The 19,763-nt window shown below is 68.8% G+C and carries 15 protein-coding genes; 11 read left to right on the forward strand and 4 right to left on the reverse strand.

Going from position 1 to position 19,763, the window contains the following annotated elements; all coding sequences use genetic code 11:
- Positions 1–50: 50 nt before the first annotated feature.
- The 4 genes from CEK66_RS00200 (at position 51) to lpxC (ending at position 4,838) form a co-directional block, all read left to right on the forward strand.
- On the forward strand, positions 51–905 hold the full coding sequence (locus CEK66_RS00200) for a cell division protein FtsQ/DivIB (RefSeq protein ID WP_152235548.1): 855 nt from the start codon (positions 51–53) through the stop codon (positions 903–905).
- The gene (gene ftsA, locus CEK66_RS00205) at positions 902–2,137 is read left to right on the forward strand and encodes a cell division protein FtsA (RefSeq protein WP_010340121.1); all 1,236 of its coding nucleotides are present in this window, start codon (positions 902–904) and stop codon (positions 2,135–2,137) included. Before CEK66_RS00200 ends, ftsA begins: the two co-directional genes overlap by 4 nt.
- A 307-nt stretch (positions 2,138–2,444) precedes the next feature.
- Positions 2,445–3,671 carry a cell division protein FtsZ gene (ftsZ, locus tag CEK66_RS00210; RefSeq protein ID WP_017912957.1) on the forward strand — a complete coding sequence of 409 codons (1,227 nt, stop codon included), beginning with the start codon at positions 2,445–2,447 and terminating at the stop codon, positions 3,669–3,671.
- A gap of 252 nt (positions 3,672–3,923) precedes the next feature.
- The gene (gene lpxC, locus CEK66_RS00215; protein WP_010340119.1) at positions 3,924–4,838 is read left to right on the forward strand and encodes a UDP-3-O-acyl-N-acetylglucosamine deacetylase; all 915 of its coding nucleotides are present in this window, start codon (positions 3,924–3,926) and stop codon (positions 4,836–4,838) included.
- 144 nt (positions 4,839–4,982) lie between these two features.
- Here lpxC and CEK66_RS00220 read toward each other — a convergent pair whose 3' ends face one another.
- Positions 4,983–5,459, reverse strand: a complete 477-nt coding sequence (locus CEK66_RS00220; protein WP_017909649.1) for a DUF721 domain-containing protein — start codon at positions 5,457–5,459, stop codon at positions 4,983–4,985.
- A 10-nt stretch (positions 5,460–5,469) separates the two neighbouring features.
- Here CEK66_RS00220 and CEK66_RS00225 point away from each other — a divergent pair, with 10 nt between their 5' ends.
- From CEK66_RS00225 to CEK66_RS00240, 4 genes are all read left to right on the forward strand, one after another.
- Positions 5,470–6,417, forward strand: coding sequence for a M23 family metallopeptidase (locus tag CEK66_RS00225; protein ID WP_152235549.1), 948 nt, complete (start codon positions 5,470–5,472; stop codon positions 6,415–6,417).
- 163 nt (positions 6,418–6,580) lie between these two features.
- The gene (secA, locus tag CEK66_RS00230; RefSeq protein WP_017909647.1) at positions 6,581–9,322 is read left to right on the forward strand and encodes a preprotein translocase subunit SecA; all 2,742 of its coding nucleotides are present in this window, start codon (positions 6,581–6,583) and stop codon (positions 9,320–9,322) included.
- A gap of 296 nt (positions 9,323–9,618) precedes the next feature.
- On the forward strand, positions 9,619–9,993 hold the full coding sequence (locus CEK66_RS00235; RefSeq protein ID WP_152235550.1) for a VOC family protein: 375 nt from the start codon (positions 9,619–9,621) through the stop codon (positions 9,991–9,993).
- Between the two features lie 261 nt (positions 9,994–10,254).
- A complete protein-coding gene (locus CEK66_RS00240) occupies positions 10,255–11,217 on the forward strand; it encodes a Nudix family hydrolase (protein ID WP_152235551.1) in 963 nt (320 codons plus the stop codon).
- A 305-nt stretch (positions 11,218–11,522) separates the two neighbouring features.
- On the opposite strand, the gene CEK66_RS00245 is transcribed toward CEK66_RS00240, so the two are convergent.
- From CEK66_RS00245 to CEK66_RS00255, 3 genes are all read right to left on the reverse strand, one after another.
- Entirely contained in the window at positions 11,523–12,140 is a 618-nt protein-coding gene (locus tag CEK66_RS00245; protein ID WP_152235552.1) for a DUF4124 domain-containing protein, read from the reverse strand.
- A gap of 159 nt (positions 12,141–12,299) precedes the next feature.
- The gene (metF, locus tag CEK66_RS00250; RefSeq protein WP_017909642.1) at positions 12,300–13,142 is read right to left on the reverse strand and encodes a methylenetetrahydrofolate reductase [NAD(P)H]; all 843 of its coding nucleotides are present in this window, start codon (positions 13,140–13,142) and stop codon (positions 12,300–12,302) included.
- 151 nt (positions 13,143–13,293) lie between these two features.
- Complete coding sequence (locus CEK66_RS00255) at positions 13,294–14,664, reverse strand: alpha-amylase family protein (protein ID WP_193312526.1); 1,371 nt, start codon at positions 14,662–14,664, stop codon at positions 13,294–13,296.
- Between the two features lie 333 nt (positions 14,665–14,997).
- Here CEK66_RS00255 and CEK66_RS00260 point away from each other — a divergent pair, with 333 nt between their 5' ends.
- The 3 genes from CEK66_RS00260 (at position 14,998) to CEK66_RS20790 (ending at position 19,759) form a co-directional block, all read left to right on the forward strand.
- Positions 14,998–15,918, forward strand: coding sequence for a M14 family metallocarboxypeptidase (locus tag CEK66_RS00260; RefSeq protein WP_152235554.1), 921 nt, complete (start codon positions 14,998–15,000; stop codon positions 15,916–15,918).
- A gap of 246 nt (positions 15,919–16,164) precedes the next feature.
- Complete coding sequence (locus CEK66_RS00265; protein WP_017912964.1) at positions 16,165–16,722, forward strand: DUF3228 family protein; 558 nt, start codon at positions 16,165–16,167, stop codon at positions 16,720–16,722.
- A 496-nt stretch (positions 16,723–17,218) separates the two neighbouring features.
- Positions 17,219–19,759: a methyl-accepting chemotaxis protein gene (locus CEK66_RS20790; protein WP_152235555.1), complete on the forward strand. Its 2,541-nt coding sequence runs from the start codon at positions 17,219–17,221 to the stop codon at positions 19,757–19,759.
- Positions 19,760–19,763 lie beyond the last annotated feature (4 nt).

Below are 19,763 nucleotides of genomic sequence, written 5' to 3' on the forward strand. Positions count from 1 at the left end.
CCCATTCCCCATTCCCGATTCCCCATTCCCGCGCACCCGAAGGTGCGCGCATGAACGCCTCCCTGCGCATCCTCGCCTGGTTGCTGGCGCTGGCCCTGGTCGCGCTGCCGATCGTGGCCGTGCTCAACGGCTGGGTCGGGGCCGAGCGCTGGCCGCTGAGCCGGTTGCAGGTGAGCGGCGATTTCAAGCGCGTGTCCGCCGAGCAGTTGCGCCAGGTGGTACTGCCTTATGCGCGCCGTGGCTTCTTCGCGGTGCGCCTGCAGGATGCGCAGGACGCGATCGAGCGCCTGCCGTGGGTGGAGAGTGCGCGCGTGCGCAAGCGCTGGCCGGACGTGCTGGAAGTGCGCGTCGTCGAACACCGCCCGTTCGCGCGCTGGGGTGCGGACCGCATGCTCTCCGAGCAGGGCCGCATCTTCGCCCTGCCCAACGAACTGCGCGACGTGGCCCTGCCGCACCTGGCCGGCCCCGACGCCAAGGCCGCCGACGTGGTCGCGCTGTACAACACCTCGCGCGCACTGTTCGCCCCGGTCGGCCTGCCGGTGCAGGGCGTGGCCCTGGACGCGCGCGGCAGCTGGTCGCTGGCGCTGGGCAACGGCGTGCAGGTGGTGGTCGGCCGCGACGACGCGCGCGCGCGCCTGGAGCGCTTCGCCCGCGTGCTGCCGCAATTGCTGCAGCCGGGCCAGCCGCCGCTGGCGCGCGCCGATCTTCGCTACACCAACGGATTCACCGTGGCATGGGTACCCGAGAACAAAGAGCCGAGTAAGGAGCCGGGCAAGGAGAAGAAGCCCGCGGCGCCGGCCCAGCCCGCGCGGCACGCGGCACTGGCCGACCCTCCATCCCATCGCGAGAGCCCGCTCTTCTCCCTTCCCCATTCCCGATTCTCTATTCCCGGCTCCAAGACATGAACCGCAAAGGCGACAAATCCCTCATCGTTGGACTGGACATCGGCACCTCCAAGGTCGTCGCGCTGGTCGGCGAATACTCGCCCGGCAACCCGATCGAGGTGATCGGCATCGGTTCGCACGAATCGCGCGGGCTCAAGCGCGGCGTGGTGGTGGACATCGAATCCACCGTGCAGTCGATCCAGCGCGCGATCGAGGAAGCCGAGCTGATGGCCGGTTGCGAGATCCGCTCGGTGTACGCGTCGATCTCCGGCAACCACGTGCAGTGCAAGAACTCGCCGGGCATCGTGCCGATCCGCGACGGCGAGGTGACCTGGAACGACCTGGACCGCGTGCTGGAAGCGGCCAAGGCGGTGGCGATCCCGGCCGACCAGCGCATCCTCCACGCGATCCCGCGCGAGTACGTGCTGGACGATTCGCAGGAAGGCATCCGCAACCCGGTCGGCATGACCGGCGTGCGCCTGGAGGTGCACGCGCACCTGGTGGTGTGCGCGCAGTCGGCCGCCGCCAACATCAGCAAGTGCGTGCAGCGCTGCGGCCTGCAGGTGGACGACCTGATCCTGTCCTCGCTGGCGTCCTCGGTGGCGGTGCTGACCGCCGACGAGCGCGAGCTGGGCGTGGTGCTGGTGGACATGGGCGCCGGCACCACCGATCTGGCGGTGTTCGTGCAGGGCGCGATCTGCCACACCGCCTCGCTGCCGATCGCCGGCGACCACGTCACCAACGACATCGCGCACATGCTGCGCACGCCGACCCCGGAAGCCGAGCAGATCAAGGTGCGCTACGCCTGCGCGCTGGCGCAGTTGGCCACCGCGGAAGAAAGCATCCAGGTGCCCAGCGTCGGCGACCGCCCGCCGCGGCGCATGCCGCGCCATTCGCTGGCGCAGGCGGTGCAGGGCCGCTACGAGGAAATCTTCGAGATGGTGCAGGCGGAACTGCGCCGCTCCGGCTTCGAGGAACTGGTGCGCGCCGGCATGGTGCTGACCGGCGGCGCCTCGAAGATGGAAGGCGTGGTCGAACTGGCCGAGGAAATGGTGCAGATGCCGGTGCGCGTGGGCATTCCCCAGCACGTCACCGGCCTGGGCGAAGTCGTCGGCAACCCGGTCCACGCCACCGGCGTGGGCCTGCTGCTGATGGGCAGCCAGATCGAACACCCGCGCCGCCCGTCGCTGCCGACCGGCCGCGCCGGCAGCTTGTTCAAGAAATTGAAGAACTGGTATCGCGGCGAGTTTTGAGGGCCGGGAAGGGTGAATCGGGAATTGGGAATGGGTAAGAGCAAAGGCAAAGGCAAAGGCAAAGGCAGTGCTGCGGTGAGATCGGTGGAGAGCGGTGAGAGAAGGTAGATAGGCGTGGTTTTTTTGCAATTCCGCTGAGGAAAAGGTCCCGGGCTGGAGACGCGCTGTTGCGATTCCCCACTCCCGATTCCCCATTCCCAGCTTCCAAACAACAACACTCGCCGAAATGCGGGTGTCGGGACAGCGAACGGAGCGATCCGATTCCCCATTCCCGATTCCCCATTCACGGCTCAAAGAGGAAACGGACATGGCGCATTTCGAACTGATTGAAAAGATGGCACCCAATGCAGTGATCAAGGTGGTCGGCGTGGGCGGCGGCGGCGGCAACGCGGTCGCGCACATGGTCAGCAGCAGCGTGGACGGCGTGGAGTTCATCACCGCCAACACCGACTCGCAGGCGATCAAGAACTGCGGCGCCAAGCTGCAGCTGCAGCTCGGCACCAACGTCACCAAGGGCCTGGGCGCGGGCGCGAATCCGGAAGTCGGCCGCCAGGCCGCGCTGGAAGACCGCGAGCGCATCATGGACGCGCTGCAGGGCGCGGACATGGTGTTCATCACCGCCGGCATGGGCGGCGGCACCGGCACCGGCGCCGCGCCGGTGGTGGCGCAACTGGCCAAGGAAATGGGCATCCTGACCGTGGCCGTGGTCACCAAGCCGTTCCCGTTCGAGGGCCGCCGCCGCATGCAGGTGGCGCTGAAGGGCATCGAGGAACTGAGCCAGCACTGCGACTCGCTGATCACCATTCCGAATGAAAAACTGATCACCGTGCTCGGCCGCAACGCCACCATGATTCAGGCGTTCCGCGCCGCCAACGACGTGCTGCAGGGCGCGGTGCAGGGCATCGCCGACCTGATCGTGCGTCCGGGCCTGATCAACGTCGACTTCGCCGACGTGCGCACCGTGATGTCGGAAATGGGCCTGGCGATGATGGGCACCGGCTCGGCCCGCGGCGACGACCGCGCGCAGGCCGCCGCCGAGGCGGCGATCCAGAACCCGCTGCTGGACGACGTCAACCTGGCCGGCGCCAACGGCATCCTGGTCAACATCACCGCCGGCCCGGACTTCACCATGGCCGAGTTCGACGAGATCGGCCGCACCATCGAAGGCTTCTCCTCCGAGGACGCCACCGTGGTGGTCGGCACCGTGTTGGATCCGGACATGCAGGACGAAGTGCGCGTGACCGTGGTCGCCACCGGCCTGAACCGCGCGGTGTCGCGCCAGTCGCAGCGTCCGGAGCAGCGTGCGCCGATCAAGCTGGTGCGCAACGCCACCACCGGCCAGCCGGAGTTCGGCGACTTCGAGCACGGCGGCGACGCCGTGTCCAAGGCGGTCGGCGGTGCGATGGGCCTGGGCCTGCGTCGTCCGAGCGGCGAGTCGATGAGCACCGCGGCGTCCGCCCCGGCGCCGGCTGCGGCCGACCTGCCGAGCGACTACCTGGACATCCCGGCGTTCCTGCGCCGTCAGGCCGACTGAGGTCTGCATCATCGGCCGGCGTTCGCGCCGGCCCGCAACACCGCCGTCCAGGAGCGCCTCCCTGGCCGGCGCGCCGTGTCCCTTGCTGCCGGGTCCCCGCGACCCGGCAGGTTTTTGCGACCGCGACGCCGGCACGGGCCAGCGTTGCACCGATGGGATGCTGTGACCGCTTTGTTAAAATTTAGCTAAACGCGTGATATTCTCGTTGTCTGTTCAGTTCCCGTGCGAACAGACGTTCCCAGACTGTCTGCCATGACCCAGCAACGCACCCTCAAGAACACGATCCGCGCCACCGGCGTGGGCCTGCACAGCGGCGACAAGGTCTACATGACCCTGCGCCCCGCACCGGCCGACCACGGCATCGTGTTCCGACGCGTGGACCTGGATCCGGCGGTGGACGTGCCTGCCGATGCCGAGCTGGTCACCGAGACCACGCTGTGCACCGGCCTGAGCCGCGGCCAGGCCAAGATCCAGACGGTGGAGCACCTGATGTCGGCGATGGCCGGCCTCGGCGTGGACAACGCCATCGTCGAACTGTCCTCGGCCGAACTGCCGATCATGGACGGCTCGGCCGGTCCGTTCGTGTTCCTGCTGCAGTCGGCGGGCATCGTCGAGCAGGACAAGGCCAAGCGCTTCATCCGCATCAAGCGCGAAGTGGAAGTGCGCGACGGCGACAAGATCGCCCGTTTCGTGCCCTACGACGGCGGCTACAAGCTCGGCTTCACCATCCAGTTCGACCACCCGATGATCCCGGCCAAGCAGTCGCGCCAGGAGATCGAGTTCTCGACGATGGCCTACATCAAGGAAATCTCCCGCGCGCGCACCTTCGGCTTCATGCGCGACCTGGAGTACATGCGCGAGCGCAACCTCGGCCTCGGCGGTTCGATGGACAACGCCATCGTGCTCGACGAGTTCCGCGTGCTCAACGACGACGGCCTGCGCTACGCCGACGAGTTCGTGCGCCACAAGATCCTCGATGCGATCGGCGATCTGTACCTCGCCGGCGGTGCCATCCTCGGTGCGTACGAGGGCTACAAGTCCGGTCACGCACTGAACAACAAGCTGGTCCGCGCCTTGCTCGCCGAACAGGCGGCGTGGGAGTGGGTCAGCTTCGAATCCGCCGCGCAGCAGGCGCCGGTGGCTTACGGGGCGGCGGCTTACGCCTGAACCGTTCAACCCGGTGACGGCCGGGTGGGTATCACGGAATCGGCAATCGGCCGTTCCTTCTTCTCCCCTTAACGCCGATTTAACGAATCGGTAACGACCTCGCGCCCGACGCCCGCTAGGATGCGTCGGTCGCGGCGTGCGTGTCTACGTACGTCGACGGCCACGGTCGGAGCCCGTGGTCGCATCGGGCGTCGCGGAGACGACGTCCTGCAGGGAAGCCAGGGCCTCGCGCAACCCCTTGTGCGTGGCCGCAGAAACCGGAGCCGGCGTGCTTCTTGCCTGCTGCATTGGGGAATGCGCGGGCGCAGTCGCAGTCTTGACGGTCACTTTGGTGGCTTTCAGCCCGAGGGAACGGGCCGCAGCAAGGATGTCGGCCTCGGCCAGCCTGACCCGGGCGTGCCAGACCGGAGACTCAACGAGAAAAACGAGCTGTTCGCCGTTCACATTGGCCAACCGGCAACGGGGCGCCAGGTTCGGCGGCAAATGGGGGCGTAACTGCCGGTCCAGCGCGTCGAGCCACAGGGCGCGGCGCAACGGGTCGCCCGCCTTGTCCGCCAGTGCGGCGTCCAGCGCCGGCTGCGGCGTGGCGGTATGGCCTTCGCCGGACTTTCGCTTAGACATGAAAACTCATATGACGTTCAAGAAGATCGTAATCCGTTCCAGTGAAAAGGGGGGCAAGACGTTGCCGTGGCGATTGCGCGAATTCGCCGATCGTCGCCCCCTCGCCGCGCTCGGTGCGGTGCTCGGCCTCGGCATGGTACTCGGCATCGGCGTCAGCGCCGCAGCCGGATGGGGTGGTTCGGCGCAGATGCGCGCCAAGCTCGAGCGGCAGGACCAGGAACTGGCGCAGGTGCGCCGCGACGCGCAGACCCAGGTCAACGCCCTGGCGGCGCGGCTGGGCGAACTGCAGGCGCAGGCGACCCGGCTCAACGCGCTCGGCGATCGCCTGACCCGCATGGGCAAGCTGCAGGACGGCGAGTTCGATTTCGACCAGCCGGTCGGCGTCGGTGGCGGCGACGACGAACCCAGCCACGACATGCCCGCGCAGCAGCTCGGCAAGGAACTGGACGGGCTGCAGCAGCAGTTCGCCACCTCCGGCCAGCAGCTGTCGGTGCTCGAATCGCTGCTGTTCGACCACCAACTGGACCAGAACGCGGTGCCTTCGCGGATGCCGATCCGCAACAGCTACATCACCTCGGCCTTCGGCGGCCGCGCCGATCCGTTCGGCCGCGGCACCGGCAACCACAAGGGCATCGACTTCCACGCCAACGTCGGCGACCCGGTGCTGGCGGTGGCCGACGGCGTGGTCAGCTACTCTGGCGTGCGCGGCGGCTACGGCAACGTGGTCGAGGTCGACCACGGCAACGGCTATGTCACCCGCTACGCGCACAATTCGCGGCTGTCGGTGAAGGTCGGCGACCTGGTGCGGGTCGGCCAGGAAGTGGCCAAGGCCGGCTCCACCGGCCGTTCCACCGGTGCCCACGTGCATTTCGAGGTCTGGAAGGACGGGGTGGTGGTGAACCCGGCCAAGTTCCTCGGCGATGGCGCCATTCCGGTGGGCCGCCGCGGCCGTGGCTGAGCCGCGCGGGGGCTGGCGTGCCGGCGCTTGAATCGCCGGGCGCCGCCCCAAGCTACAATGTGCTTTGCCATCGACAGGGCGCCTCGCGCCCTGTTTCGTTTGCGGCCCGTCGATTCCCTGGGGATCGGGCCGTCGAGGCGTTCCTTTCCAACCGGTTCCTTCAATGATCAACAGTCTGCTTACTCGCGTTTTCGGTAGCCGCAACGAGCGCCAACTGCGCCAGCTCCACCGTATCGTCGCCAAGATCAATGCGCTGGAGCCGGAGATGGAGCAGCTCTCCGACGAGCAGCTGCAGGCCAAGACCCCGGAACTGCGTGGGCGCATCGCCGGCGGCGAGACCCTGGACAAGGTGCTGCCGGAAGCGTTCGCGGTGTGCCGCGAGGCCAGCCGACGCGTGCTGGGCATGCGCCACTACGACGTGCAGTTGATCGGCGGCATGGTCCTGCACCTGGGCAAGATCGCGGAAATGCGCACCGGCGAGGGCAAGACCCTGGTCGCGACGCTGCCGGTGTACCTCAACGCGCTGGAGGACAAGGGCGTGCACGTGGTCACCGTCAACGACTACCTGGCGCGCCGCGACGCCGCGCAGATGGGCAAGCTGTACAACTGGCTGGGCCTGAGCGTGGGCGTGGTGTACCCGGGCATGCCGCACAGCGACAAGCACGCCGCCTACGCCGCCGACATCACCTACGGCACCAACAACGAATTCGGCTTCGACTACCTGCGCGACAACATGGCGCTGTCCAAGGCCGACCGCTTCCAGCGCGGCCTCAACTACGCCATCGTCGACGAGGTCGACTCGATCCTGATCGACGAAGCGCGCACCCCGCTGATCATCTCCGGTCCGGCCGACGAGTCGCCGGAGCTGTACATCCGCGTCAACCGCATCGTGCCGCAGCTGGTCAAGCAGGAGTCGGAAGAGGGCGAGGGCGACTTCTGGGTCGACGAGAAGGGCAAGCAGGTGCACCTGTCCGAAGCGGGCATGGAGCACGCCGAAGAACTGCTGCGCGCCGCCGGCATCCTCACCGACGAGGAAGACCGCCTGTACGGCGCGCAGAACCTGAGCGTGGTCCACCACCTCAATGCGGCGCTGCGTGCGCACGCGATCTACCAGCGCGACGTCGACTACATCGTGCGCGACGGCGAGGTGGTGATCGTCGACGAGTTCACCGGGCGCACCCTGCCGGGCCGCCGTTGGTCCGACGGCCTGCACCAGGCGGTGGAAGCGAAGGAAGGCGTGCCGGTGCAGCGCGAGAACCAGACGCTGGCCAGCATCACCTTCCAGAACCTGTTCCGCATGTACAAGAAGCTGTCCGGCATGACCGGTACGGCCGATACCGAAGCCTACGAGTTCCAGAGCATCTACGGCCTGGAAGTGGTGGTGATCCCGACCAACCGCCCGACCATCCGCAAGGACTGGCCGGACCAGGTGTTCCTCAACCGCCAGGGCAAGTTCAACGCGGTGCTGGCCGATATCGAGGACTGCGCCAAGCGCGGCCAGCCGGTGCTGGTCGGTACCACCTCGATCGAGACCTCGGAGATGCTGTCCGAGCACCTTCGCAAGGCCGGCGTGAAGCACGAAGTGCTCAACGCCAAGCAGCACGAGCGCGAAGCGCAGATCGTCGCCAACGCCGGCCAGCCGGGCGCGGTGACCATCGCCACCAACATGGCCGGCCGCGGTACCGACATCGTGCTCGGCGGCTCGCTGGAAGCCGAACTGCACGCGCTGGGCGAGGAGCTTGACGACGCGACGCGCGCGCGCCTGAAGGCGGCCTGGCAGGAGCGCCACGACGCGGTCAAGGCCGCCGGCGGCCTGCACATCATCGGCACCGAGCGCCACGAGTCGCGGCGTATCGACAACCAGCTGCGCGGCCGTTCCGGCCGCCAGGGCGACCCGGGTTCCTCGCGGTTCTACCTGTCGCTGGAAGACAACCTGATGCGCATCTTCGCCTCCGACTGGGTGCAGAAGGCGATGCGCATGATGGGCATGAAGGAAGACGACGTCATCGAGGACAAGCTGGTCAGCCGGCAGATCGAGAAGGCGCAGCGCAAGGTCGAGGCGCACAACTTCGACATCCGCAAGAACCTGCTCGACTTCGACGACGTCAACAACGACCAGCGCAAGGTGATCTACGCCCAGCGCGACGAACTGCTGGACGCCGAGTCGGTCAAGGAGAACGTCGACGGCATCCGCGACGACGTGATCTACGACATCGTCTCGCGCTTCGTGCCGCCGAACTCGGTGGACGACCAGTGGGACCTGCCGGGCCTGGAAGCCACGCTGGCCAGCGAACTCGGCCTGTCGCTGTCGATCACCGACCTGGTCAAGCGCCACGAGGAACTGGACGCGGACGGTATCGTCGAGAAGGTGCGCGAGGAAGTGGACCGCCATTTCCGCGAGAAGGAATCGGCGATCGGCGGCGAGACCATGCGCGCGCTGGAGAAGCACGTGATGCTCACCGTGCTCGACCAGAGCTGGAAGGAGCATCTGGCGCGCATGGACTACCTGCGCCAGGGCATCCACCTGCGCGGCTACGCGCAGAAGCAGCCCAAGCAGGAATACAAGAAGGAAGCCTTCGAGCTGTTCTCGGAGATGCTGGAGCACGCCAAGCGCGAAGTGGTGACCCTGCTGGCGCGGGTGCGCATCCGCAGCGAGGAGGAAGTGGCCGCGCTCGAAGCGCAGGAGCGTCAGCAGGTGGAGGCGCAGTTGCGCCAGGCCCAGTTCCAGCACCAGGACGCCGGCGGTTACGGCGCCGACGAGGAAGCCGAGCAGGTGCAGCGCGGCGAGGCGGGTGCGCCGACCGTGGCGCAGGTGACCCGCGAAGCGCCGAAGGTCGGCCGCAACGATCCATGCCCCTGCGGCAGCGGCAAGAAGTACAAGCACTGCCACGGCCAACTGAGCTGAGCCTGACGTTGCGCGGAGCGCTGCGCAATCGCGCGGCGGCTCCGCATTCGGCGTCGCACGCTGTGGGTGCCGGGGCGCCAGCCATGACACCCCCACGCCGGCTCGTGCACTCCCTTCGGCGAAGGAGTGAGCGACGGATGCAGGTGTCGGATCGATCACACGTTTGCGAATAGCCCCGCCTTGCGCGGGGCATTCTGTTTTTGGGAAGGGCTTGGAGCGATGCGCTTGCCGACGTGGCGTACCGTGCGTGCGGCGCGTAGGCTGGCCGATGTCGCCATTGCCTCTGTAGGCCTGCCGTGGAGCCTTCGCCCAGTCTGGAACTGAAGGTCTTCGTGCCGGCGCAGGATCTCGCGCTGTCGGCGCGGTTCTATGCCGACGTAGGCTTCGCGCCCGAGCCGCTCGGCGACGGCCTGATCTGCTTCCGCCATGGCGACCGTTGCGCGTTCCTGCTGCAGGATTTCTACCACGCGGGCCTGGCGCACAACCTCGTGCTGCATCTGTGGGTGGAGGACGCCGATGTCTGGTGGCGGCGGCTGCATGCAGCCGACCTGGCGGGCCGTTACGGCGCGCGCCTGGGCGAGCCCGGGGACCGTCCCTGGGGCATGCGCGACTTCACCCTGCACGACCCCGGTGGCGTGCTGTGGCGGATCGGCCACAGCCTGGGCGCCTGAGCGGGCGGCGGTGGTGGAAGTGCGGCAATCACCGCCACGCGCGCCGGGCAGCGTTGCAGGCGGACCAGCGCCCACTCACGGCCATTTCCGATGACGCTCTGGCGTTGGTGCGGTAGCGCCTGCCATCAGTGGCGCGCCGCCCAAAAGGCCATCGCCTGGGACTGCCTGGCTGCGTGGGCGTCGCTGCCCTCCACAGCCGATCGGCGCCAATGTGACCCTGGTTGATTGCGCTGGCGCTGCCGGAAACGGCAAGCTTGCGCCATGTCCGAACCGCTCAGATCCATTCATGTCGTCGCCGGCGTCATCACCGATGCGCGCGGCCGTATCCTGCTGACCCGCCGTACCGAGGGGCGCGACCTGGCCGGCCTGTGGGAATTCCCCGGCGGCAAGCGCGAGCCCGGCGAGACCTCGGAGCAGGCGCTGGTGCGCGAACTGCAGGAGGAACTGGGCATCGAGGCGGTGGTCGGCGACTGGTTGATGGAAGTGCCGCAGCGCTACCCGGACAAGCGCCTGCGCCTGGAAGTGCGCCAGGTCTCGGCCTGGAAGGGCACGCCGCGCGGCCGCGAGGGCCAGGCGCTGACCTGGGTGAGTGCCGACAAGCTGGGCCGCTATGCGATGCCCCCGGCCGACCAGCCGGTGGTGGCGATGCTGCGCCAGCCCGCCTGCTATCTGGTGACGCCGGAGCCGGCTGAGCCGGGTCCCTGGTTGGCGGCGCTGGAGCGCGCGCTGGACGCCGGCGTGCGCCGCGTGCAGTTACGTGCGCGCAGCCTGCCGGCCGAGCAGTGGGCGCCGCTGGCGCGGACCGCGGCGACGCTGTGCGCGACGCGTGGCGCGCAGGTGCTGCTCAACCGCGACGTGGCGCTGGCACAGGAACTGGGTGTCGGCGTGCACCTGGGCGCGGAGCAGTTGCCGCAGTGGCAGGCGCGCCCGTTGCCGGCCGGGCAGGCCGTGGCGGCGTCCTGTCATACCGTTGAAGAATTGCAGGCGGCGCAGCGCATCGGCTGCGATTTCGCGGTGGTCGGGCCGCTGGCCCCCACCGCCAGCCACCCAGGCGCCGCGCCGCTGGGCTGGGAGGCGTTCGAGCGCCTGCGCGAGCAGGTCGCCCTGCCGATCTATCCGATCGGCGGCCTGGCATCGACGCAAGTCGCCGAGGCGCGCCGCCATGGCGGCCAGGGCATCGCCGCGATCCGCGGGCTGTGGCCGCTGGCGGCCGATGTGGCGTGAGCGCGACGATTCCGTAGGGACCAACTATCGTGCGGCCGCGACGCGCGACGTGACGTGGTTTCCGATGGCGCAATGCGTCGGGACTGAAGTCCCTCCCACAGTGTCCGACGAGGCTGGCGCCGCTCCTGGGCGGGGGGAGCCGCGTACGGGGGAACCGCTGTTGCGGTTCCAGAATCCCCAATTCCCAATCCCGGCTCCACCGCGTCGCTGCTGAAGCCGCTCCTGCGCGAGAGTAGGGTGGTGCGTACGGGATGCCGCTGTTGCGATTCCCCAATCCCCAATCCCCAATCCCCAATCCCGGCTCCTCAGAAACTGATCCAGAAGCAGTCGTACTGCCGGCGCAGGTCCAGCACGGTGGAGGCGGGGGTGATGCTGCCGGCGAGGGTCTGCTGCAGGCGCAGGCCGGTCGGATGCGGGCGCGATGGTGCCTCGCCACCGTCGGCATCCCCCGCGGCCGACGTGGCCGTTGTCGCGGACGCGGCTGTCGACGACGTGCCGGCTGCGGGAGCGGTCGTCCCGCCGGTGTCCGGCAACACCGGCACGATCGCCACCAGGGGGCGGCGCACGATCGCCTCCAGACGGTCGAAGATGCGTTGCGCGCCGTCGTCGGAGACGCCGTTCCACCAGTACAGTGCCGATAGCCGGTTGACGTCGCGGGTCTCGACCGCGGTGCGGATCTGCTGCGCCAACACGCTGAGCCGGCGCACGCACTGCGGCGGCGCCAGGCCGCGAGCGGCGCTGCCGACATTGCCGGGCGCCGCCGGTGGCGGCAGGCGATCGATCGCGCCGACGTCCTCGCAGCGCCGATCGCTGAACACGGTGGTGCCGTCGGGCCCGGTGCAACGGTTCACCCGTTGCGCGGTGGCGGGCGTGGCGAGGCCCCACAGGCACAAGAGCAGCAGCATCGGCGGGAGCAGGCGCATCGCCGCAGGGTAGCCGCAGCCGGCGTGACCGCGGAGCGAATGCCTTACGAGCGGGGATTGGGGATTCGGGATTGGGGATTCGCCAAAGCGAGGCTTCGCGCTGCTGTTGCCATTCCCGAATCCCGAATCCCGAATCCCGAGCGACAGCGGCCGCGACACTCAGCCGGCGGCGACGTCGCCGCGCAGACGTGCCAGGACGTTGGTGGTGGGCTTGGCCAGGTTGAGCGTATAGAAATGCAGCCCGGGCGCGCCGCCGTCGACCAGGCGTTGGCACAAGGTGGCGACCACGTCGGCGCCGAACTCGCGGATGGCCTCGGCATCGTCGCCGTAGGCCTGCATGCGCTTGCCGATCCAGCGCGGGATTTCCGCGCCGCACTGCTCGGAGAAACGCCGCAGCTGGCTGAAGTTGGAGATCGGCATGATGCCGGGCACGATCGGGATCTGCACGCCGAGCTTGCGCACAGCGTCGACGAAGTGGAAGTAGGCGTCGGCGTTGTAGAAGTACTGGGTGATGGCGGCATCGGCGCCGGCATCGACCTTGGCCTTGAAGTGGCGCAGGTCGCTGAGCGCGTCGTGGGCCTGCGGATGCGTCTCCGGATACGCGCCCACTTCCAGATGGAAGGCGTCGCCGTGCTCGGCGCGGATGAAGGCGATCAGGTCGGCGGCATAGCGCAGGTCGCCCGGGTGGCCCATGCCCGACGGCAGGTCGCCACGCAGCGCGACCAGGCGGCGGCAGCCGATGGCGCGGTACAGCTTGAGCAACTCGCGGATCTCCTCGCGGCTGCCGCCCACGCAGGACAGATGCGGCGCGGCCTCGAAACGGTGGTGTTGCTTGAGGTGGCGCACGGTCTCGGAGGTGTAGCTCAGGGTTGAGCCGCCGGCGCCGAAGGTGCAGGAGACGTACTCCGGGGCGTAGGCCTTGAGCCGCGCGGCGGTGCGGTCGAGCTGCGCGCGCTGTTCGTCGGTCTTGGGCGGATAGAACTCGAAGCTGATGGCGGTCATGGGCGCAACGCAGCGGGCGGTGTGGCGAGTATATCTCTTCATCCGGATGGATGTGCAAGAGGTCGCGGCCGCGCGATCGCCGCGTCGCCCGGGGGCGGCGACGCGCTCCCCGCGCGGCGCGCCGGTGGGCGCGCCGCGTCCGCTCTCAGGCTCAGCGCTTCCACATCCGCGCCTGCCGCGGCGGCAGGCTGAAGGTGTAGCTGCCGCTGGAAATACGCACCACGCTGCCGGAACCCAGCGCATCGGTGTAGTCGACGTTCCAACGCAATACGCTGCCGTTCATCGGTACCGCGGCGGTGACGGTATTGCCGCACTTGTTGATGCCGACGATGCCCAGGTCGCCGCGGCGGAACAGCAGGTAGCAGGCGCCGTGCGCCAGCACCTGCATGTCGCGGCCCTGCGCGGCGTTGTGGAAGCCGACCATGCGCTTGAGGTCGTCGCGCTGGTAGGCGTTGATCCAGCGGTTGTCGCCGCTCTCGTTGTTGTCCGAGTACACCATCGGCACGCCTCCGTCGCGGCCGAGCAGGTAGGCGTAAGCCAGGGTCTCGTCGACCGGGTCCATGATCGCGTAGCGGAAGCCGGCGTTGTTGGGGATGTCGTGGGTGATGGCGAAAGTCACCGCGCGCGCACCGGGCAGCGCCTGGCCGTAGGCGCCCGGATCCACCAGCAGGTCCATGCTGCCGCCGTAGGCGAAGGCGTTGCGCACCGAGTTGAACAGCGGGAAGTCGTAGGCCGCGTGCGGGGTGGCCTGCAGGTACGGTGCCAGGAACTGGTCGTAGTCGGAGTTGCCGCTGCCGCCACCGGTGATCACCTCGCCGAACACCAGCACGCCGGAGCGGACCTGCGCATCGAGCACCTTGTTCAAATGGTCGAAGGTCATGTGCTTGGCCGCATCGATGCGGAAACCGGTGACGCCCAGCGCCTTCAACGCCAGCAGGTAGTTGCGCTGCTGCTGCACCACCCAGTCGTTGCCGACCAGATCCGGCAGGCCGGGATCGTTGCCGCCGCCGCAGATGCGGTAGGTGCGCACCTGGTAGGGATCGTTGTAGTTGGTGATGCACTGCGCCGGGCCGAAATCGTTGGCGCTGAGGAAATTCTGCGAGAGGTCGCCGAACAACCGCAGCGACGCATAGCGCTGCGGGTTGGCGGCGTACTGGCCGAGCACCGCGCTGCCCGGGTAGTTCAGGTCCGAGCGCGTGGCCGCTTCGTTGGCCATGTGGTTGAGCACCACGTCGGCATAGGTTTCCACGCCCACCGCCTTCAGCGCCTGCACCATGCTGGCGAAGGCGTCGGTGTCGCCGAGCGGGTTGTCGATCAGACGCATGTCCTGCGGCTGGTAGCGCGCCCACCAGGCGTCGCCCTGCGAGCGGTAGGCCGGCGCCACCAGTACTTTGCGGTAGCCGGCGGCGGCGATCTGCGCGGCACGCGCTTCCACGGTGGCGTAGGGCCAGTTGAAGGCATGCAGGATGACGTCGGCCTGGGCGCTGGCGGTGGCCAGGAGCAGCAGCAGGCCGACCAGCAGGCTGCGCCAGCGGTGCAGGCGCAGCAGACGATTTGCAGCGGATGGGACGCGCATCGTTCGATCTCCTCGGTGCGTGGGCGCAGGCAGGACGCCTGCAGGACAGGGACATGACCTCGCCGCGGGGCTGGCGTGCGGCCGGAGGATGCTAAGCGCGCATCGCGGCGCAACATGCGGGCGCTACATACGTATTCATGGCGACAGCGTACGAAAGCGGGATCGGCATCCGCTTCCGCTCGGGAGCGCCGTGCGCGCTGCATTCATGGCACATGCCGCATCGCGGCCCATGCGCTTTGCTACAGTCGCCGCCCTCACCTGTCGACGCGGAGCCGCACCATGACCAGCGCAGCCTTCTATCCGATCGGAACCCCCGGCGTGCCTTGGGGCGCGGCCGAGAAGGCGACCTGGCTGGCGGGTCAGCCGCGCCGGCGCAGCTACCAGGACGAGGTGGTCGCTGTCATCGAAGGCCTGCGCGGGCAATGGGAGGTGGTCGCGTACGGGGAACTGGCGTACGCGCAGGAGCGCTATCCGCTGCTGGCCTTGCGCAGCCGCAACTGGGACGACGCCTTGCCGTGCATGCTGGTTACCGGCGGCGTGCATGGTTACGAGACCAGCGGCGTGCACGGCGCGCTGCAGTTCGCCCAGCAGCATGCCGAGGACTACACCGGCCGCGCCAACCTGCTGGTGGCGCCGTGCGTGAGCCCGTGGGCGTACGAGCGCATCCATCGCTGGAACGCCGATGCGCTGGATCCCAACCGTTCGTTCCGCGCCGACAGCCCGGCGCAGGAATCTGCCGCGCTGCTGCGCCTGGTCGCGCCGCTGCGCGATCGGGTGTGCATGCACATCGATCTGCACGAGACCACCGACAGCGACGAGTCAGAATTCCGGCCGGCGCTGGCCGCGCGCGATGGCATCGCCTACGCGCCGGGCGGCATTCCCGACGGTTTCTACCTGGTCGGCGACAGCGAGAACCCGCAGCCCGCGTTCCAGCAGGCGGTGCTGGCCGCAGTCGCGCAGGTCACCCATATCGCGCCGGCCGACGCCGCCGGCGAACTCATCGGCACGCCGCTGGCGGCGCCGGGGGTCATCAACTACCCGGTGAAGCGGCTGGGTCTGTGTGCAGGCATCACCGACGCGCGCTACACCACGACTACCGAGGTGTATCCGGACAGCGCCAGCGCCACGCCGCAGCAGTGCAACGCCGCGCAGGTGGCGGCGGTACGCTCGGCGATCGACTACGCGTTGGCGCATCCGTAGTCGCCGGGTGGATGCACGATTTGCAGGACACCTGTCACGCAGCCGCGACGAGCGACGCCCGCTGGGTACCCAACGTTGCACGGCGTCGGGACTGAAGTCCCTCCCACAGTGCACCCAGTCGAGGTATCGCAAGTTCCGCTGAGCGCTGTTCCGCATGGCCTTGCGCCACCGGCTGCGACGGCGGCAGCGGTGGGCACCGACCCTGCCGCGCGCTACGCTTGTGGGCCCTCGTTTGCCATGCACCCCATGTCCATCGTCCTCACGCCGTTTGCCCGCACGCGTCTGTTCCCGCGCGATGGCCGCCGCAATGCGATCCAGGACTGCACGCCCGAGCAGTTCGAGCAGCACCTCAACGCGCACACGCCGCTGCAGGTGCTGGACGGCTACGCACCGTTCTGCAAGTTGCACGTGCACCGCAACTGGACCTCGACGCGCTGCCTGACCGTGCCGATCACCGACGCCAACCGGCGCCTGCTGCGTTCGGGCTACGAGGCGCGCAGCCGTGAAGAACTGCCGGTCCTGGTGCGCTGGTTCGAAGGAGTCGAGCCGCCGGTGGCCGAGTACCTGCTGCCGATCCTCTACAGCCGCGAACAGCTCGCGCACGAGGGCGCGCCGATCGAGGCGGACTGGGGCGTGGTCGGTTGCCTGTATACCGCCGAGCCGCAGGAGATCCCGATGGCGCCGATCACCATGCTGCGCAATGCGCTGGGCGTGGAGGAGGGCGGCTCGGGCGTGCCGCTGGATCGCGACGCCTATCGGCGCAGCGTGGCGTTCTGGGAGCACAACGCCAACTGGCGGCCGTAAGCGCGGTCAGACGCGGTCCGCGCGCAGTGACCTCGCCGGGCACGCATCGCGGTGCATGCGGCGCACGTTACCGCGCGCAGGCGTGATCGCTCCGGACGCGGTCACGCATTCGCGCAGCCGTCTTCACGCATCCCTGCATGTTGCCGCCGCCGGCCCGCCGTGCTGCATCCGTGCACGCGCGTGTGCACTGGCGCATAAGTGCTGAACAGAACTGCGCGCTGCCGCGCGTTCTCGCCGCGACGCCCTGTCCGTTCATCGGCATGACGCGCAACGACTATCAAGTTTGCGGACGGCGGGACGATAGCGAGAGGGTGGGGCGCCATGCAGCGGCGCCGGGACGCAATGTCCGGCCGCGCATCGTGGCCCGGTGGGGAAGGCGCCTCGGGCAGGTCATCGGCAGCGGACACGGCGCACTCGTGCCGCGCGCCGTGGCGGGCTGCCGCGTGGGGGCGTTCCCCGCGACCGTATTCCCTCCCCCCTTGCCAAGGAAGTCGTCATGTCCACTCCGTCGCCGCAGCGCCGTCGCGGCAGCGTCGCCAAACGCCTGATGCTCGGTACCGGCCTGCTCGCGCTGGCCTGCTTCGGCCTGACCGCCATGATCATCTACTGGCGCAGCAGCGATGCGCTGCTGTCGACCTCGCGCACCAGCATCGAGAACCTGGCGCAAGTGGAGGCGCAGCGGGTGTCGCGCGAAATCGGCGTGGCCTTCGACGCCAGCGACGCGCTGGCCAACAGCTTCCGCGTGCAGCACGCCGCCGGTCTGTCGCGCGCCACCGCCACCGCGGTGCTGCGCAGCCAGCTCGACGCGCATCCGCAGTGGCTGGGCATCAGCACCATGTGGGAGCCGGACGCGTTCGACGGCAACGACAAGGCCTTCGTCGGCACCGAGGGCCATGACGCCACCGGCCGCTACATGACTTTGTGGTCGCGGCAGAACGGCAAGCTGGTGCGCGAGGCGCTGCGCGACTACGAGAAGCCGGGCGACGGCGACTGGTACCTGCTGGCGCGCAACACGCACAAGCCGGTGGTGATCGAGCCCTACTACTACCCGGTGGCCGGCAAGGACACGCTGATGACCACGCTGGCCACGCCGATCCTGGAGAACGGGCGTTTCCTGGGCGTGGTCACCGTCGACTTCACCCTCGATACCCTGCAGCAGCGCATCGCCGCGCTGCGGCCGATGGGCGAGGGCCATGCCAGCCTGCTGTCGCCGTTGGGCATGGTGATGGCCAGCCGCGATCCGCAGCAGGTCGGCAAGACCCGCAGCGATGCCTGGTCCAAGGACATGCTGGCGCGCGTGGCCAAGGGCCAGGTGGTGTTCGACCATCGCCGCGCCGACGGCGAGGATGCGTTGAACGTGTTCGTGCCGCTGAAGATCGGCGATGCGCCGCAGACGTTCGCGCTTGGCGTCTCGGTGCCGTACGCGCTGGTCATGGCCAAGGCGCGTGCGCTGTTGTGGACCATCGCCGCGGTCGGCCTGCTCTCGGCGTTGTTGCTGAGCGGCGCGCTGTACCTGCTGCTGCGCCGGCAGGTGCTCGACCCGCTGGCCGAGGCCGTGCGCGTGTCTTCGGCGGTCGCCGCCGGGCGCCTGGACAGCCAGGTCCGGCATCGCCGCGACGACGAGCTGGGCCAGTTGCTGGATGCGATGGGCAGCATGCAGACGCAGTTGCAGGCGGTAATGCAGGCGCAGGCGGAGATGGCGCAGCGCCACGACGCCGGCGAGATGAGCTACCGGATGGACGCCGAGCGCTTCCCCGGCGAGTACGGCCGCATGGTCCATGGCACCAATGCACTGGTGGCCGCGCACGTGGACGTGCAGCGGCGCCTGGTCGAGGTCATGTCGCAGTACGCGATCGGCAACATGCAGGTGGACATGGAACCGCTGCCGGGCGAGAAGGCGGCGATCACCGAGGCGATGCGCACCACCAAGCGCAGCATGCAGGCGATCAACCAGGCCATCACCGAACTGGCGCAGGCCGCGGCTTCCGGCGATTTCTCCCGGCGCGGCGACGCCGAGCGCTTCCAGTACGACTTCCGCGGCATGGTGGTCGGGCTGAACCGGCTGATGGAGTTGACCGAAGGCAACCTCTCGGCCTTGTCGGCGCTGTTGCGTGCCGTGGCCCAGGGCGACCTCACCGCGCGCATGCACGGCGAATTCCATGGCGTATTCGCGCAGATGCGCGACGATGCCAATGCCACGGTGGAACAGCTGACCGGCATCGTCGGCCGCATCCAGCAGGCCACCACCGCGATCAACTCCGCCGCCAGCGAGATCGCCGCCGGCAACGACGACCTGTCGCGTCGCACCGAGCAGCAGGCGGCCAATCTGGAAGAAACCGCGGCCTCGATGGAGGAGCTGACCTCGACGGTGAAGCAGAACGCCGAGCATGCGCACCAGGCCAACCGCCTGGCGCAGGACACCGCGGGCGTGGCCTCGCGTGGCGGCGCGGTGGTCGAGCAGGTGGTGGACACCATGTCCGGCATCGCCGAAGCATCGAAGAAGATGGCCGAGATCATCGGCGTGATCGACGGCATCGCCTTCCAGACCAACATCCTGGCGCTCAACGCCGCGGTGGAGGCGGCGCGCGCCGGCGAGCAGGGCCGCGGTTTCGCGGTGGTGGCCAGCGAGGTGCGCGCGCTGGCGCAGCGCTCGGCGACCGCGGCGCACGAGATCAAGGGCCTGATCGACGCCTCGGTCGGCAAGATCGACGATGGCACGGCGCTGGTCAACGGCGCTGGCGACACCATGCGCGAGGTCGTGGCCAGCGTGCGCCGGGTCACCGACATCATGAGCGAGATCGCCGCCGCCTCGCAGGAGCAGAGCGCCGGTATCGAACAGGTGAGCAAGACCATCGTGCAGATGGACGAAGCCACCCAACAGAACGCCGCGCTGGTCGAGGAGGCCACGGCGGCGGCGCGGGCGATGGAGGATCAGGCCGAGGAACTGCAGCGCGCGGTGGCGCTGTTCAAGCTCGCGGCACCTTCGTCGGGCGGCCTGGCCGCGGCGGGCCGGGCGCGGCTGGAGCTGGTGTCGTGAGCGC

Source organism: Xanthomonas sp. LMG 12460 (genome assembly GCF_009192895.1).
GTDB lineage: Bacteria > Pseudomonadota > Gammaproteobacteria > Xanthomonadales > Xanthomonadaceae > Xanthomonas_A > Xanthomonas_A sontii.

Coding starts and splice junctions, on each gene's coding strand:
- CEK66_RS00200 (WP_152235548.1), top strand. CDS start 51: ATGAACGCCTCCCTGCGCATCCTCGCCTGGTTGCTGGCGCTGGCCCTG.
- ftsA (WP_010340121.1), top strand. CDS start 902: ATGAACCGCAAAGGCGACAAATCCCTCATCGTTGGACTGGACATCGGC.
- ftsZ (WP_017912957.1), top strand. CDS start 2,445: ATGGCGCATTTCGAACTGATTGAAAAGATGGCACCCAATGCAGTGATC.
- lpxC (WP_010340119.1), top strand. CDS start 3,924: ATGACCCAGCAACGCACCCTCAAGAACACGATCCGCGCCACCGGCGTG.
- CEK66_RS00220 (WP_017909649.1), bottom strand. CDS start 5,459: ATGTCTAAGCGAAAGTCCGGCGAAGGCCATACCGCCACGCCGCAGCCG.
- CEK66_RS00225 (WP_152235549.1), top strand. CDS start 5,470: ATGACGTTCAAGAAGATCGTAATCCGTTCCAGTGAAAAGGGGGGCAAG.
- secA (WP_017909647.1), top strand. CDS start 6,581: ATGATCAACAGTCTGCTTACTCGCGTTTTCGGTAGCCGCAACGAGCGC.
- CEK66_RS00240 (WP_152235551.1), top strand. CDS start 10,255: ATGTCCGAACCGCTCAGATCCATTCATGTCGTCGCCGGCGTCATCACC.
- CEK66_RS00245 (WP_152235552.1), bottom strand. CDS start 12,140: ATGCGCCTGCTCCCGCCGATGCTGCTGCTCTTGTGCCTGTGGGGCCTC.
- metF (WP_017909642.1), bottom strand. CDS start 13,142: ATGACCGCCATCAGCTTCGAGTTCTATCCGCCCAAGACCGACGAACAG.
- CEK66_RS00260 (WP_152235554.1), top strand. CDS start 14,998: ATGACCAGCGCAGCCTTCTATCCGATCGGAACCCCCGGCGTGCCTTGG.
- CEK66_RS00265 (WP_017912964.1), top strand. CDS start 16,165: ATGTCCATCGTCCTCACGCCGTTTGCCCGCACGCGTCTGTTCCCGCGC.
- CEK66_RS20790 (WP_152235555.1), top strand. CDS start 17,219: ATGTCCACTCCGTCGCCGCAGCGCCGTCGCGGCAGCGTCGCCAAACGC.